The sequence below is a fragment of the Chryseobacterium sp. Tr-659 genome (assembly GCF_011752975.1).
Taxonomy (GTDB): Bacteria; Bacteroidota; Bacteroidia; order Flavobacteriales; family Weeksellaceae; genus Chryseobacterium.
Window position 1 is genome coordinate 446005 of the sequence record NZ_VWWP01000002.1, and the last position, 15163, is coordinate 461167.

Below are 15163 nucleotides of genomic sequence, written 5' to 3' on the forward strand. Positions count from 1 at the left end.
ACAATGAAAATTGTGGTTTTTTTATTTACTTTTGGTGAAACTAGTAACAATGGAAAAACCTAGAGCGATAAGAAATTTTGAAATTTTAAACAATATCGAATTAAGTGAAACGACTGGAGGTGTTTTTAGAACTTATTTACCAAATCAGATAAAAAATGTTTATAAGCTTAATCAAGATAGACAAGTTATTGCATTAAACATTTGTAATAATACATTTAAAAAGATTGAGGGAATATTTTTATTTGATTCCTTGGAAGAGCTTTACATAAATGGAAATCAATTAGAAAATTTATTTTTTTTAGAATTATTACCTAAATTAAGAATTTTAAATACTTCTGATAATTTGATTAATGATAGTATGACGAGTGTTTATCTTAACAATCTTGAGGAGCTTTATATCTCAAATAATATTCTAAGCGAATTTCCAACATCACAAAATTTCCCCAAACTAAGGTTACTTTATTTAAACAAGAATAACATTAATAAAATTTTAACTAAAGATATATTTACAAATTTAGAAATTTTAAATCTGGATGATAATAAAATTGAGAAGATTGAAAACATGGAATTTTTTCCAAAGCTTGTAGATTTATCTTGTATCAATAATAATATAAAAAGAATTGAGAATTTAGATGTACTAAAATTAGAAGAACTTAATTTATCAGGAAATGAAATTAAAAAAATAGAAAATTTAGAAAGTCAGATAAAATTAAAATCTTTGTCACTATATAACAATTCAATTGAAAAAATCCAAAATTTAAAAAATCCTACATTGGATTTTTTAAACTTATCTAATAATAAGATTGAAGTAATAGAAAATTTGGAAAATTTAGTGAATCTAAGAGTCCTTTTTTTGTGGTTAAATAAAATTAATAAAATTCAAGGATTGGATAAATTAATTAATCTTATCAATCTTAATTTATGGAGTAATAATATAAATGAGATAGAAGGCTTAAATGAGCTTAAAAATTTAAATACTTTAGATGTTGGAGCCAATAACTTAACTAAAATAGATAAAATAGATAATTTAAAGAAATTAAAAGATTTGGATATAGCATCCAATAAAATTAGTAGGATTGAACAAATTTCACACTTGATAAGTTTGTTAACCTTAAATATTTCAAACAATTTAATTGAAGACTTAAAGGACTGTGAAGAACTTTTAAATACTAATCTAAAAAACCTTAAAATACAATCTAATCCTTTTTTAGAAAAAAAGAATATACTTTTAAATAAAAATGAAAACCATTTAGATACGATTAAAAATGAACTAGAAAAGTTAGAAAAAAGCAAAGAGCCAATAAAATTACCCGTGAAAGTAATGTTATTAGGAAACCACGCTTCAGGAAAATCAACATTTTTAGACTATTTTTTAAATGATAAGATTGAAAATAAAAATGAGAGTACACATATTTTAAAAATTATTAATTACCCTAAAAATTATAAAAGAAGGATATCTAAACTTCCAAGTGCAATATTTTATGACTTTGGTGGTCAAGATTATTATCACGGTGTGTATAAGGCGTTTTTAACATTGGATACCATTAATTTACTTTTCTGGCAAAATAAAACAGATAATATTACAAAAGAAATTGATTCCAAAAAATTAAATATTATAAACTTTAATAAGCAATACTGGTTACATCAAATAGAATTTGCTAATTCACAGAGAAAAAAATATCTTAAGGACAATACTGAAGAAGTCAATTATGTAATACAAACCCATTCAGATATATCTTCACAGAAAAACCCTATAGAAGAAAATATAAAACAAACTTTTTTTCTTTCATTTTTAGAAAATTACAAATCCCGTAAAAACGAATTTGCTTTAAAACATCTTAAAGAGTCAATCATTGAAGAAATAAAATCACATTCGAAAGAAGCTAAAAAAACCCAAAATGAGATAGCATTATATAGGTTTATAAACGACTATAAAAAGAGTGAATGGACAAATGTTGAAAAATTGGTAGAAATTTATGATAGCTCTTTGGGAAATTTAAAGGCAGAACTGGAACAGCTTTCAATGAAAGGTATGATTTTATATTATAAAAATATTCCATCTCTTGAAGACTTTGTTTGGCTAAATCCTTCAAAAACGGTAGAAAAAATTCATGAAATTTTATCACAACAGAATAAAGGGAAAATAAATAAAATAGATTTTGAATCACAAATCAATGATGATAAGATTATTGATATGCTAAAAGAAAATAAAGTAATTTTTTTTGATGATTATGATGACCATTATATAATCCCCGGATATTTAGACTTTGCTCATGAAGAAAATGAAGAGTTTTTTTATTTTGCGGAATTTGATTCTCCAAATTTTATTTTAAAATTTTCTAGGTTTATACCTTTTGGTTTTATAAATCAATTAATTTGTCATTTCGGAAAAAATCCAGAGAAGAAAGTTTATTGGAGGAATCAGTTGATCTTTACTCATCAAAATGCGAGAATAAGGATCAAAATTAATTTTGAATTGTTGGAAATACGAGTATTTATTAAATCTCCTAAAAAATCCTTATTGAAAGATATTGAAAAAGAGATATTTTTAGATATTCTTTATTTATATTGGGATGAAAGTATCCCCACCTTGGAAAATCTAAAGACTAGGTTAGAAAAAGTAGAAGAAATAAAAAAAGAAAATTATTATGAACCAAAAGATTTGGTAAAGGAAAAAGAACAAATTTTTGAACGAGTTATTGATGATCTTTTTATATCTATAGATGGGGGTAAAACTTATATTAAACATTCAATATTGCAAACTTTAGAAAAAAGAAGCCTTACTATAAGTACTTATAATTTTGTTGAAGGAATATTAAATGATGTTGGTTCAGTACAAGTAACAAATTTTAAAAACTTTACAAACAATACCAATATAAAAGCAATGAAAAAAATATTTATTTCATACTCAAGAAAAGATGGAGAGTTTAAGGATGAATTAAAAAAGCATCTTAATATGTTAAAATTATTTGATATTGCGGACAATTGGAGCTGTGAGCAAATTACCATTGGAAATTGGCATAATCAGATTCAAAAAGAATTAGAAGAGAGTGATATGATTGTATATATGTTGTCAAAAAATTTCTTCAATTCTAAATATATTCTAGAACAAGAGGTGCAGAAAGGAATAGAACAAATGGATTCTAATTCTAAAAAGAAGATATTAGGTGTAATTGTTGGTTCTTTTCCTAGCTTAGATATGCTTAAAGCATCTTCTTCCGACAGAGACAACTTACAAGATTCCATTTTAAGATTAGCAGAAAATCAATATTTACCTTATGGAAATATTAATAATAATACTTCCGGCTTAACAGAGAATAAAATTATTCCATTGGATATTTATAATAAAATTTGTGTTGATGGAAATTTGGATACAGCTTTTCAACAAATAGCTGAAAAAATTTCAGATATGCTAAAGTAGTATATCTTTTCAATATTAATTTTTCAAATATTTTTAAAATTTATAATACTGGAAATCAATTAATTAAATTACAATGTTAACTCAATGTTAACTCAATGTGAATTTAATATGAATTATTTTTAATAACTTTGGTTAAGAGATACAAAATAAGTTTAGTATAATATTTAAAACCAATTAGTTATGAGAAATAAAATTCAAATATTGATCACAACATTTTTTGTTTGTGGATTCATGACTGTAATGAACACTGTTAAAGCCCAAAATACCGATCATAATACAATCCAGGAAATTCAACTGAACAGGAGTGAAACCTTTAATGATATTAGAAATAGATTGGAGGCCAATTTTGATCTTACAAATCCTGATTATAAACAAGGAACTGTAAATTCAGTAGTGAAATTTGATATTGCAAAAAACGGGAAAATTATTAATGTACATTCTACAGGTGACTGCAGCACTGTGAATAAAGAAATTGAAACAGTGTTAAGTGAACTGGATTATAGAGTAGACCGTAAGAAGCTAAGTGAAAATATGGTTGCTTATACTTATGTAATGCCTGTAACTGTAGAGATCCATAACAGATAGTATTCTTAACAGATTATTCCAAAAGGTGTGAATAATGAAAGTTTCAAATATGAAATTGTAATACAATACAGGCAATTCGTTTTAATTTTGCATTACCATAAAAATTAAAACCATATGAAAAATTTAAAGAAACTGACAAATTCAGATTTAAAATCAGTGTACGGTGGAGGGCCTGTAAAATACTGTACATTTTGCGAATGGGCAAATAAAGTAATTTGCAGCAACATTCCAATCGTTCAGTGCCCGTAAAAAAATATAAGCCGCTTTTAATAAGCGGCTTTTCTATGGAATTATATCAGAAGTTTAGTAACTCAGCTTTTAGTATTCTGAACAAATTTCTTTTTATTCACGTGTGCTTTGTGCAAATTCTTTTAAAACTGTTTTCAGATCTTTGGCGCTTCCAATGGTATCAAAGGTAATATTATCTATTTTCCACTTTTTATCGGACTCTATTAAATGAATAGTATCCGTCCAGATTAATTTCGGAGAAGACATATCATATTCAAACTTTACGGGAACAACAGCTGTTTTTCCATTTACTTTTACGGATTGAATCTCATAATGGGTATACCCTTCATACAAGCTGGAAAAGATAGCTCCCTCAAAAATTAATGGCTTCTCATCAGGATGATCACTCTTTTTCACTTTTTCAATATCTTCTTTAGAAGCATTGATGGCGTTTTCCAAAGCTTTTTTCAGACCGGAAGAAAATAGATCGTTCGGAATAGGCTGGTTGTAAACAGCGTCATTAGATTTACCGTATTTTGAATAAAGTTCATTTACTTTAAGAGTAATAGCAGCATTGGGATTTAAAGTAACTTCCGTTGTTTCTTTCTTACAGGCTATAAAAAATAATAAAGTACCCAGATACAGAAATAATAGTTTTTTCATTTACAAATAATATTTTCTGAAAAGATTCAAATCCTGTACCGGAAATTTGAAAAATAATGATGATCATTTAATAGGGTGTGCTATATCGAAAATCAATAAAGAAGTCTTGTAAATAAAATCACTACAATAACAAAAAATCAATACATTTGATATAGATAAAAAAATTGTGGATCCTATTCTTAACGTTGCTGTCCGTTCCCTGTGCGTTTACCTTTTTATGGTAATCGCCATTCGTTTATTCGGAAAAAACCAGTTGTCGCAGTTGAATGCCGGAGATGTCGTTTTGCTGCTGCTGATTTCAAATGCCGTTCAGAATGCAATGGTAGGACCAGATACCTCGTTACAGGGAGGAATTATTGCTGCGCTGGTTCTGTTTTTAGCAAATTTTATTTTGAAAAGGATAATGTTCTCCAGTCGTTCATTTCAAACTTTTATGGAAGACGAACCTGTTATTCTTATCAGAGATGGTGTGGCGGATCAGGCTGCTCTTAACAGGGTAAAAATTACCGAAAGCGAATTGGAAGAAGCAATAAGAGAACATGGTATTGAAAAGATAAAAAATGTAAAACTTTCCGTTCTGGAAGTGGATGGGAATATCAGTGTTGTATCTGAAGATGAGAAAAGCAAACAAACCCATTATTCAAGAATTAAAAGAAAAATTAAAAGAAAATACCATTAATACGATGAATTACGAATTAAGAGAAATGCTTCCCAATGATGAACCCAGAGTGCTGGAGATCTTTAGACAAGGTGTAGACAGTGGCATCGCTACCCTGGAAACAGAAGTTCCTACTGCAGAAGCGTGGAGTATGGAATATTTCAATGATTGCCGCTGGGTATTGGAAAATGAAAATAATCAAGTAGTAGGATGGTGTGCCTTAAAACCGGTGAGCAAAAGAGAATGCTTTAAAGGAGTAGCAGAAGTAAGCATTTATTTTGATAATGAGTACCAGGGAAAGGGATTGGGTTCCGTATTGCTTAAAAAGATGATTTTGGATAGCGAGGATCACGGATTCTGGACTTTACAGACCAATATCTTCTCCGAAAATGAAACCTCAATCAGGTTTCATCAGAAAAATGGTTTCAGAACAGTGGGGGTGCGTAAGAAAATAGGAAAACTCAATGGCGAGTGGAAGGATCTTATTATGATGGAAAAAAGAAGCGAAATCGTTTAAAAAAACATGAGATGGAAATTAAAAAATAACCGGCTATAAGGCTGTCCGTTATTCATTTTCAAATCCAGATTATTCCTTCTGAAATTTCTGCTTTTTTAATCTGTTTTGGCATTAACATTGATTACTTTTATATGTAACAAAAAAAGTGACAATAAAATGAAAACTATGTTTAAGGCTTTAATGGTCATGACAATAATATTCATGCTGTCATCTTGTACGGCAGATGCATATTATGGAGTAAGAACGCCTGCATATGGATATTATGGACCAAGATACTATGGTTATGGCTATGGTCCCAGATATACACAGCGAGTATATGTTTATGGTGGAGGTCACCACGGAGGATTTCATCATTCTTGGGGAGGCGGCGGCCATCATGGTGGATTTCACAGATAAAAGAGTATAAAATAAAAAAGCACTGAAAATTTCAGTGCTTTTGTTTTATAGTATTTTACAACCTTGTTTTTTTCGGATTTAAGAAGGTATTAAAAATCATCACTTCCTGTCCGAATTTTTTTTCAATATGCTCGGCAATATTCTTGAGCTCGCTTTCAATAAAATCACTTCTGAGTTCGTCATTATCAAAGATGAGAAGCAGGTTATAATTCTTACCTTCATCAATATAATCGCTGTGAACTTCAGAAAGCATATACTTGCTCACATCCATTAAATTTTCGGTCATTAAAACCAATGTTTCATCAATATAATTTTCCCATTCTTCCAGGTTATCTTTCGTACAGTGGAAAGTTATACTCAATACGCTCATATTTTAAGAATTTTTAAGATTTTGTGGATAAATTCTAGCACAAAAATCGGCATTTTTTTCGTAAATTAGCCCGTTAATAAAAATTGGAAATAAATAATTTTCAGACATACAGCTAAAGGTCTGACTATCATTATAATAAAATTTGTTTATGCAAAAAGAAGGAGAAAGACTGATTCCTATCAACATTGTTGATGAAATGAAGTCGTCTTATATCGATTATTCGATGTCGGTTATCGTTTCAAGAGCGTTACCGGATGTAAGAGACGGCTTGAAACCCGTTCATAGAAGAGTGCTTTATGGTATGTATGGATTAGGGGTTTTTTCTAATAGAAAATATTTAAAATCTGCGAGAATTGTTGGGGATGTTTTGGGTAAATATCACCCGCACGGAGATTCCTCTGTATATGATGCGATGGTGAGAATGGCTCAGGACTGGAGCTTACGTTATCCTCAGGTAGACGGACAGGGTAACTTCGGTTCCATGGATGGCGACCCGCCGGCAGCAATGCGTTATACCGAAGCTAGATTGAAAAAAATCTCTGATGAGGTGCTTTCAGACTTAGACAAAGAAACAGTTGATTTCCAGAATAACTTCGACGACAGTTTACAGGAACCCACAGTAATGCCTACAAAGATTCCTAACCTTTTGGTAAACGGAGCTTCAGGTATTGCGGTAGGTATGGCAACCAATATGGCACCTCATAACCTGTCTGAATCAGTAGATGCAATCTGTGCATATATTGATAATAAAGATATTACAATCGATGAGTTAATGCAGCATATTATTGCTCCGGACTTCCCTACGGGAGGAATTATCTATGGATATGACGGAGTAAGAGATGCATTCCATACAGGTAGAGGGAGAGTTGTTTTAAGAGCTAAAGTTAACTTTGAAGAAATCGGAAACAGAAACGCGATTATCGTTACTGAAGTTCCTTATCAGGTTAATAAAGCTGAAATGATCGCCAGAACAGCAGAACTTGTTAAAGATGAAAAAATCCCTGGTATCCACGAGATCAGAGATGAATCAGACAGAAAAGGACTTCGCGTTGTATACGAATTAAAAAACGATGCAATCCCGAATGTTGTTCTTAACCTGTTATATAAATATACAGCACTTCAAACCTCTTTCAGTGTAAACAATATTGCATTGGTACACGGAAGGCCTGAACAGCTGAACCTTAAAGATATTATTCATCATTTTGTAGAGCACAGACATGAAGTTATCGTAAGAAGAACTCAGTATGAGCTTAAGAAGGCAAAAGAAAGAGCACATATCCTTGAAGGATTCATGAAAGTGATTGGAAGTCAGGATGCTTTAGACAGAGCAATTTCCATTATCCGTCATAGTTCGAACCCTCAGGCTGCAAAAGAAGGCTTAATTGAAGCATTCGAACTTTCAGATATTCAGGCACAGGCAATCCTTGATCTTAGATTAGCTCGTTTAACAGGAATGGAGCTTGATAAGATCCGTGATGAATACGATGCAATCATGAAAGAAATTGCCAATTTGGAAGATATCTTAGCTAATGAGCCAAGAAGATTCCAGATCATAAAAGATGAATTGATCGAAGTCAAAGAAAAATACGGAGACGAAAGAAGAACCGAAATTGATTACTCAGGAGGAGAAATGTCTATTGAAGATATTATTCCGAACGAATCTGTGGTTCTTACGATTTCTCATGCAGGGTATATTAAGAGAACTTCACTTTCTGAATATAAAATTCAAAGTAGAGGAGGTGTAGGAAACAAAGCGGCTACAACAAGGGATTCCGACTTCCTTGAGTATATCGTTTCTGCAACCAACCACCAGTATATGCTATTCTTTACAGAGAAAGGAAGATGTTATTGGTTGAGAGTATTTGAAATTCCTGAAGGCTCAAAAACAGCAAAAGGAAGAGCGGTACAAAACCTTATCAATATTGAACCGGACGATAAGATCAAAGCATATATCAGAACCAACAACCTGAAGGATTCCGAATATGTAAACCAGATGAGTGTAGTGATGGTAACCAAAAACGGTACAATTAAGAAAACATCACTGGAAGCCTATTCAAGACCAAGGGTAAACGGGGTAAATGCAATTGAGATCAGAGATAATGACCAGTTATTAGGAGCTTACCTGACGAACGGAAATTCCCAGATTATGATCGCTACCAAAAATGGTAAATGTATCCGTTTCCCTGAAGAAAAAGTAAGAGAAGTAGGTAGAGGATCCATTGGAGTAAGAGGAATTTTGCTTGAAGATGGAGACGAGGCTATTGGTATGATTGTTGTGAATGATGTGGAAAACGAAACAGTACTTGTAGTATCCGAAAAAGGATATGGTAAGAGAACTGCAGTAGAAGACTACAGAATTACCAACAGAGGAGGAAAAGGAGTTATTACCCTGAACATTACCGAAAAAACAGGAAATCTGATTGCTATTCAGAATGTAACAGACGAAGATGGATTGATGATTATCAATAAATCCGGTGTTGCCATCAGAATGGGAATGGATGAAATGCGAGTAATGGGTAGAAATACTCAGGGAGTAAAGCTGATCAACCTTAAGAAAAATGACGAAATTGCTGCTATTGCGAAAGTAGAAATGGATAAAGATGTAGAAGATGATTCTGAAGAAATAGAAGAGATTGAAGGAAATGAAGAAGTAATAGGGACACTATTTGATAACCAGGAAGACAATATAGCTCCTCAGGCTGATAATGAAAATTCAGCAGAGGAAAATGAGGATTCCGATTCTGAAGAATAAATTGTACAATATAAATATAAAATAGTTATTATGAAGAAACTAATTTTAGGAATGGCTATCGTTGCATCTGCCTTTGTTTTCGGACAAAAAGATGCAAATGCCCTGAATGCTAAGCTTCAGACAGCCAATAAAGAGGCTATGGACGCTTACAACGCAAAGAATTACGCTGTTGCAGCACCTAAATTTATGGAAGTTTACGACTTGCTTAAAGCGAACGGTCAGGACAATAAAATATATGTGTATTATGCAGGATTGAGCCACGCACTAGCTAATAACAGTGATCAGTCTATTAAAATATTTACAGATCTTGTGAATTCCGGATTTACAGGTGTCGAGACCAATTATACAGCAAAAGAAAAGAAAACCGGACAAGTTGTAAGTCTTGATAAAGGAACTTGGGAGTTGATGAAGAAAAATTCGGACTATACTGATTTTAAAACAGAACAGACGAAAAGCATAGAGCCGGATTTATATGAGACCCTGTCTTCATTACTTCTTAGTGCAAAAAAACCTGAAGCTCTTACTGTTATTGAAAAGGGATTAGCTAAATTTCCTAACAATGCTAAACTTAAAGAAGCTCAGACTACCGCATATCTTCAGTCAGGAAATACAGATAAATTTGTTTCAGGGTTGAAAGAGCAGTTAGCTAAAAACCCTAACGATGCTACCAATTGGTATAACCTTGGAGTAATGCAGGCTAAAAGCCCGGCTACTGTTAATGATGCCCTAGAATCATTCAAAAAAGCAATTGAGCTTAAACCGGACTTCTCAGATGCATATCAAAACCTTGTATATACTACTATTGGTGACGATTCTAAAGTAGTAGGAGAGATCAATGCATTAAGAAAAGACAAACCAGATGAAGCTTCTAAATTGATTGATGCAAGAAGAGAGCGATTCAATAAGGCATTACCATTTGCAGAAGGCTGGTATAAAGCCAATCCAAAAAGTCTTGATGCGGTTTCTGCTTTAAAAGAAATCTATATCGTTACTAAAAACATGGATAAAGTTAAAGAAATGAAAGCTAAAGAAGCTGAGCTTACAGCAGCTGGAGCAAAATAATTATTTCTATAACCCAATTATAAAAACCGGAACATTTCTGTTCCGGTTTTGTTTTTTATGTCGATTGTCTATTCTAAAAGCTCATTTCTACTGAATATCTGTAATCCAAAATACGGCATCCGAAATTTCTCTCTTTTATCGTATTGATCCTTAAATTTCCCCCTCAGAAATTCTCTGTAATTCCGTATCTTTGAGAAAAATTTTTATAAGATGATCGAGTGGAAAACCGCCAAGGAATACGAAGATATTACCTATAAAAAATGTAACGGTGTAGCAAGAATTGCTTTCAACAGACCGGAGATACGTAATGCTTTCAGACCAAAAACAACTTCGGAACTATATGATGCTTTTTACGATGCCTCTGAAGACCCTTCAATAGGAGTTGTATTACTCTCAGGAGAAGGACCAAGCCCTAAAGACGGAGGATGGGCATTTTGCAGTGGAGGAGACCAGAAAGCAAGAGGTCACCAGGGATACGTAGGAGAAGACGGAAGACACCGTTTAAATATCCTGGAAGTTCAACGTCTGATTCGTTTTATGCCAAAAGTGGTGATTGCAGTTGTTCCGGGATGGGCAGTTGGCGGAGGACACTCGCTTCATGTGGTTTGTGATCTAACTTTAGCAAGTGAAGAACACGCTATTTTTAAGCAGACAGATGCTGATGTTACAAGTTTCGACGGTGGTTACGGTTCTGCTTACCTTGCTAAAATGGTAGGACAGAAAAAAGCCCGTGAAATTTTCTTTTTAGGAAGAAATTACTCTGCTCAGGAAGCTTTGGAAATGGGGATGGTAAATAAAGTAGTTCCTCATGCAGAACTGGAAGATACAGCTTACGAATGGGCTCAGGAAATATTAGCAAAATCTCCTACATCAATCAGGATGCTGAAATTTGCTATGAACCTTACAGACGACGGTATGGTTGGACAGCAGGTTTTTGCAGGAGAAGCAACCCGTTTAGCATATATGACAGAAGAAGCTAAAGAAGGAAGAAATGCATTCCTCGAAAAAAGAAAACCCAATTTCGGAGAAGATCAATGGATATCTTAACATTAGTGATGAGTAATAAGTAATGAGCAATTTTTCATTACTTATTACCCATTGCTCATTACTTATAAATGTATGACTGATTGGATAAAAGCCGCAAGGCTAAGAACTTTACCGCTTTCTCTAAGCGGAATTATTATGGGAGCCTTCATTGCAAAATGGAGACTTTACAGTGAAGGAGGAATCTGGGACTGGAAAATTTTTGCACTGGCACTCTTGGTAACCCTTTTGTATCAGATCTTATCAAATTATGCCAATGATTATGGAGACGGAGTAAAAGGAACCGATGCCAAAAGAATCAATGAAGCAGAAGCAAGAGCCGTAGCATCAGGAAAAATTACTGCAAAACAGATGAAAAATGCTGTCATTCTTTTTTCTGTATTATCTTTTGTAGCTACGATTGCTTTATTGTATGTTGCTTTCATTCCGAATTACATGAATGAATTCTATATCTTCATAGGATTAGGTGTGGCAAGTATTCTGGCTGCTATCGGATATACAGTAGGGAAAAAACCTTACGGATACATGGGGCTGGGAGATATTTTTGTATTTATCTTTTTTGGGCTGGTCTCCGTATGTGGAAGCTATTTTCTGTTTACGAAAACATTCAGCTGGGATATGTTATTGCCGGGAACCGCTGTTGGAATGATGAGTATGGCAGTTCTAAACCTGAATAACATGAGGGATATTGAAAGCGATAGACTATCAGGAAAAAATAGTTTTGCATTGAGAATCGGATTCAAAAATGCAATGATCTATGAAATGATCCTGTTACAGCTTCCATTAATATTAATTCTTATCTTTTTAGGTATAAACGGATTTATCCAGACACAAAACTATTATGTGTTCATTGTAATGATCCTTTTATTCCCGTTAATGAAACTAAGAAGAAATATCATGTCGGTAAAAGAGCCGAAAGAATTAGATCAGTATTTAAAGCAGGTTGGAATCATGACGTTTGTAATGGCAATTCTTACGGCAGCCGGACTTAATTTATTTAACTAAATCTAAAATATTACATCATGAATTCTAAGATCTATGTTGAAGCTCAAATGCTTATCAGAAAACCGGTTGAAGATGTTTTTGAAGCATTCATCAATCCTGAAGTAACAACCAATTTCTGGTTTACAAAATCTACCGGAAAATTGGAACAAGGTAAAACCGTTACCTGGGAATGGGAGATGTACGGAGTAAAAAATGTAGTGAAAGCTCATGAGATTATTCCGAATCAATTGATCAAAACAGAATGGGGGGAACCTTCAACGAATGTAGACTATGAATTCAAAACAATGGAAAAAGGAACTCTTGTTATCATTAAAAGCTACGGATTCAGCCAGGCGGGCGAAGATCTGTTAAAAGTAATTAATGACAATACGGGTGGTTTTACGACTGTTTTAGACGGTTGTAAAGCCTATCTGGAACATGGAATCAATCTAAGGCTTATTGAGGATAAATTCCCACAAAAATAAACAGCATGAAGACTGCTTTAAAAATATCTTCTTGTCTATCTGTTATTTTAGCTTTATTACTTATTTATTATTTGATTCAGGAGCTAAGCAGGGGTATGTCAATTGTTGAAATTGATTTTATAGCTGCATTGATTACGTTGATTATCATATCCAATGCTATTTTAGCTTTTTATGTGTTAATCGGAAAATTAAAACCAGTGAAGCCTTTATTGGTGCTCCAGATTTTAATAATAATCCCAACATGTTTACTATTATACGAGTTTTTTTTAAAACCTCCGATGGGATGTTCTTAAATTAAAAAGATGTTTTTGTGATGCATCATCTTTATTCAAAAAATTTTAAAACTAAATTTAAAATGAAAATACAATTCTTAGGGCAAAATTGCTTTCTGTTCACGTACAAGGACAAAACAATTTTGAGCGACCCTTTTTACAACTACAAAAAAGCAGAGTCAGGTTTTGATATTGCTGCTCAAAAAATTGATTATATCCTGTTGACTCATGCACATGGCGATCATATTGCTGATGTAGGAGAAGTATTGCAGCATTATCCTGAAGCTACCGTAATTGGCGTTCCGGAAGTATGCGGATATTTCAAACAGGCTAAAAATACAGACGATGTGAACTTAGGAGGATCGGCAAAAATCGATGATCTTAAAATTTCCATGGTTCCGGCTCATCATACAAGTTCTTTCCCTGACGGGAGCTATGGAGGCGTTCCGGTGGGGTATATCTTCAGACTGCCTGAAGGTAAGAATATCTATTTGGCTGGAGACACAGGCGTAATGGCAGATATGGAACTGTTCCCTAGATTATACGGAAACATCGATCTTTCTATTCTTCCAATCGGAAGTCATTATACAATGTGCCCTAGAAAAGCGTCTTTCGCAGCAGCAGAGCTATTAAAAACACCGAAAGTAATCGGATGCCACTTTGATACTTTCCCTGCCATTGAGATCAATCATGAAAGTGCATTAAAGCATTTTGCAGATAAAAATGTAGAGCTTGTTTTACCAAAATTGGGCGAGACGTTCGATTTTTAATCAATAATAACACGGAGGTAATCTGAAATCAGAAAAAATGAATATGATGCGTAAGGTATTAAAAACAAAAAAAGATAATTATCAAATTACCTCTCTTCTTACTTTAATACAAAAAAAAATGGCAAGCTACCTAAATCACACCGCTACGACCGATTACCTTTGCTGCGTTCCCACCCTGGAGGATTCTCAGGAGCTGGTTGTTTAGGACTTGCCGTTGCAAAGGTAGGAATAATTTATTAACTTCAAAACTTTATTAAAGAAAATTAGTCGAAAAAATGCAGTGGTAGAGCTAAACAGCTGACATTTAGTGGAATAATTTTTCAACTTTTTTCTAAAAAATTAAATATGACGAAAAGTCCATCAACACTAGGAATTATACTTTTTATTGCTACAATGATCATTTTCTTTGTAGTATACACCTTTTTCTCCGGAATTAATTATTTTGATATCTCTTTGAAAGCCAATGCTTTTGTGCTTCCTCTTTTATACGCCGGAGCTGCTTTCTGGTCTGTAAAATCTTATTGGAACAAGCATAGAGTAGTAAAATTCAAAGAAGCTTTCAAGAGAGCATTCGTTCCAATGTTTATCGGAGGAATTCTTTCCATCTTCAGTATTTTTGCCTTTTTAAACTTTGTAGATCCTGCAGCCAAAAGCCTGTTGAACTATCAATATGTTCAGAGACAAAAATCAGAGTTGGATACAGAATACTCTTCAGCAAGAAAAATTCTTAAGCATCAGAAGGATATTGATGAGCTGGATCAGAAGTACAAAGAAAGATTACAAAGCTTCACTCCTGAGGCGGTTAAAGGAAAAGATATGCTTACCGCAAGTCATTTTTCAGGATATTTTGCAGCAATTCTTATATTTTACGTAGTTTTGTCGGTGTTTTTCGGGGCATTTTTCAGAACAAGAACAATTCATCAGCCCGAAGAAACAGAACAAGCATAATTTTTATT

Annotated in this window: 14 protein-coding genes and 1 other RNA gene; 12 read left to right on the forward strand and 3 right to left on the reverse strand. The window is 33.0% G+C overall.

The window, feature by feature from the left end; all coding sequences use genetic code 11:
* Positions 1 to 49 precede the first annotated feature (49 nt).
* Both F3J23_RS06250 and F3J23_RS06255 read left to right on the forward strand, forming a co-directional pair.
* Positions 50 to 3421 carry a TIR domain-containing protein gene (locus F3J23_RS06250; RefSeq protein WP_167025751.1) on the forward strand — a complete coding sequence of 1124 codons (3372 nt, stop codon included), beginning with the start codon at positions 50 to 52 and terminating at the stop codon, positions 3419 to 3421.
* A 180-nt stretch (positions 3422 to 3601) separates the two neighbouring features.
* Positions 3602 to 4006: a hypothetical protein gene (locus F3J23_RS06255; protein ID WP_167025755.1), complete on the forward strand. Its 405-nt coding sequence runs from the start codon at positions 3602 to 3604 to the stop codon at positions 4004 to 4006.
* Between the two features lie 342 nt (positions 4007 to 4348).
* Here the strand turns inward: F3J23_RS06255 and F3J23_RS06260 are convergent, their stop codons facing one another.
* Entirely contained in the window at positions 4349 to 4897 is a 549-nt protein-coding gene (locus F3J23_RS06260; protein WP_167025758.1) for a nuclear transport factor 2 family protein, read from the reverse strand.
* A gap of 166 nt (positions 4898 to 5063) precedes the next feature.
* On the opposite strand from F3J23_RS06260, the gene F3J23_RS06265 reads away from it, so the two are divergent.
* The 3 genes from F3J23_RS06265 to F3J23_RS06275 all read left to right on the forward strand — a co-directional run bounded on the left by F3J23_RS06265 (position 5064) and on the right by F3J23_RS06275 (position 6468).
* A complete protein-coding gene (locus F3J23_RS06265; protein WP_167025761.1) occupies positions 5064 to 5576 on the forward strand; it encodes a DUF421 domain-containing protein in 513 nt (170 codons plus the stop codon).
* A gap of 4 nt (positions 5577 to 5580) precedes the next feature.
* Positions 5581 to 6072, forward strand: a complete 492-nt coding sequence (locus F3J23_RS06270) for a GNAT family N-acetyltransferase (RefSeq protein WP_167025764.1) — start codon at positions 5581 to 5583, stop codon at positions 6070 to 6072.
* A 165-nt stretch (positions 6073 to 6237) separates the two neighbouring features.
* Positions 6238 to 6468, forward strand: a complete 231-nt coding sequence (locus F3J23_RS06275; protein ID WP_167025767.1) for a hypothetical protein — start codon at positions 6238 to 6240, stop codon at positions 6466 to 6468.
* Positions 6469 to 6523: 55 nt separating this feature from the next.
* Here the strand turns inward: F3J23_RS06275 and F3J23_RS06280 are convergent, their stop codons facing one another.
* On the reverse strand, positions 6524 to 6838 hold the full coding sequence (locus tag F3J23_RS06280; protein ID WP_167025770.1) for a DUF4286 family protein: 315 nt from the start codon (positions 6836 to 6838) through the stop codon (positions 6524 to 6526).
* 148 nt (positions 6839 to 6986) lie between these two features.
* On the opposite strand from F3J23_RS06280, the gene gyrA reads away from it, so the two are divergent.
* The 6 genes from gyrA to F3J23_RS06310 all read left to right on the forward strand — a co-directional run bounded on the left by gyrA (position 6987) and on the right by F3J23_RS06310 (position 14207).
* Positions 6987 to 9590: a DNA gyrase subunit A gene (gene gyrA / locus F3J23_RS06285; RefSeq protein WP_167025773.1), complete on the forward strand. Its 2604-nt coding sequence runs from the start codon at positions 6987 to 6989 to the stop codon at positions 9588 to 9590.
* 30 nt (positions 9591 to 9620) lie between these two features.
* The gene (locus F3J23_RS06290) at positions 9621 to 10652 is read left to right on the forward strand and encodes a tetratricopeptide repeat protein (protein WP_167025776.1); all 1032 of its coding nucleotides are present in this window, start codon (positions 9621 to 9623) and stop codon (positions 10650 to 10652) included.
* A gap of 210 nt (positions 10653 to 10862) precedes the next feature.
* Positions 10863 to 11699 carry a 1,4-dihydroxy-2-naphthoyl-CoA synthase gene (locus tag F3J23_RS06295; RefSeq protein WP_167025779.1) on the forward strand — a complete coding sequence of 279 codons (837 nt, stop codon included), beginning with the start codon at positions 10863 to 10865 and terminating at the stop codon, positions 11697 to 11699.
* Between the two features lie 72 nt (positions 11700 to 11771).
* Positions 11772 to 12701, forward strand: coding sequence for a 1,4-dihydroxy-2-naphthoate octaprenyltransferase (gene menA / locus F3J23_RS06300; protein WP_167025782.1), 930 nt, complete (start codon positions 11772 to 11774; stop codon positions 12699 to 12701).
* Between the two features lie 17 nt (positions 12702 to 12718).
* Positions 12719 to 13165, forward strand: coding sequence for an SRPBCC family protein (locus tag F3J23_RS06305; RefSeq protein ID WP_167025785.1), 447 nt, complete (start codon positions 12719 to 12721; stop codon positions 13163 to 13165).
* Between the two features lie 355 nt (positions 13166 to 13520).
* On the forward strand, positions 13521 to 14207 hold the full coding sequence (locus tag F3J23_RS06310; protein ID WP_167025788.1) for a metal-dependent hydrolase: 687 nt from the start codon (positions 13521 to 13523) through the stop codon (positions 14205 to 14207).
* A 116-nt stretch (positions 14208 to 14323) separates the two neighbouring features.
* On the opposite strand, the gene ffs is transcribed toward F3J23_RS06310, so the two are convergent.
* Positions 14324 to 14421: signal recognition particle sRNA small type (gene ffs, locus F3J23_RS06315), an RNA gene on the reverse strand.
* 131 nt (positions 14422 to 14552) lie between these two features.
* Between ffs and F3J23_RS06320 the strand changes: the two genes are divergently transcribed.
* Positions 14553 to 15155 (forward strand): DUF4199 domain-containing protein, encoded by a 603-nt coding sequence (locus F3J23_RS06320; protein ID WP_167025791.1) that lies wholly within the window; start codon positions 14553 to 14555, stop codon positions 15153 to 15155.
* The last annotated feature ends 8 nt before the right edge of the window (positions 15156 to 15163 follow it).

Coding starts and splice junctions, on each gene's coding strand:
- F3J23_RS06280 (WP_167025770.1), bottom strand. CDS start 6,838: ATGAGCGTATTGAGTATAACTTTCCACTGTACGAAAGATAACCTGGAA.
- F3J23_RS06305 (WP_167025785.1), top strand. CDS start 12,719: ATGAATTCTAAGATCTATGTTGAAGCTCAAATGCTTATCAGAAAACCG.
- F3J23_RS06310 (WP_167025788.1), top strand. CDS start 13,521: ATGAAAATACAATTCTTAGGGCAAAATTGCTTTCTGTTCACGTACAAG.
- gyrA (WP_167025773.1), top strand. CDS start 6,987: ATGCAAAAAGAAGGAGAAAGACTGATTCCTATCAACATTGTTGATGAA.
- F3J23_RS06260 (WP_167025758.1), bottom strand. CDS start 4,897: ATGAAAAAACTATTATTTCTGTATCTGGGTACTTTATTATTTTTTATA.
- F3J23_RS06275 (WP_167025767.1), top strand. CDS start 6,238: ATGTTTAAGGCTTTAATGGTCATGACAATAATATTCATGCTGTCATCT.
- F3J23_RS06290 (WP_167025776.1), top strand. CDS start 9,621: ATGAAGAAACTAATTTTAGGAATGGCTATCGTTGCATCTGCCTTTGTT.
- F3J23_RS06320 (WP_167025791.1), top strand. CDS start 14,553: ATGACGAAAAGTCCATCAACACTAGGAATTATACTTTTTATTGCTACA.
- F3J23_RS06250 (WP_167025751.1), top strand. CDS start 50: ATGGAAAAACCTAGAGCGATAAGAAATTTTGAAATTTTAAACAATATC.
- F3J23_RS06295 (WP_167025779.1), top strand. CDS start 10,863: ATGATCGAGTGGAAAACCGCCAAGGAATACGAAGATATTACCTATAAA.
- F3J23_RS06270 (WP_167025764.1), top strand. CDS start 5,581: ATGAATTACGAATTAAGAGAAATGCTTCCCAATGATGAACCCAGAGTG.
- menA (WP_167025782.1), top strand. CDS start 11,772: ATGACTGATTGGATAAAAGCCGCAAGGCTAAGAACTTTACCGCTTTCT.
- F3J23_RS06255 (WP_167025755.1), top strand. CDS start 3,602: ATGAGAAATAAAATTCAAATATTGATCACAACATTTTTTGTTTGTGGA.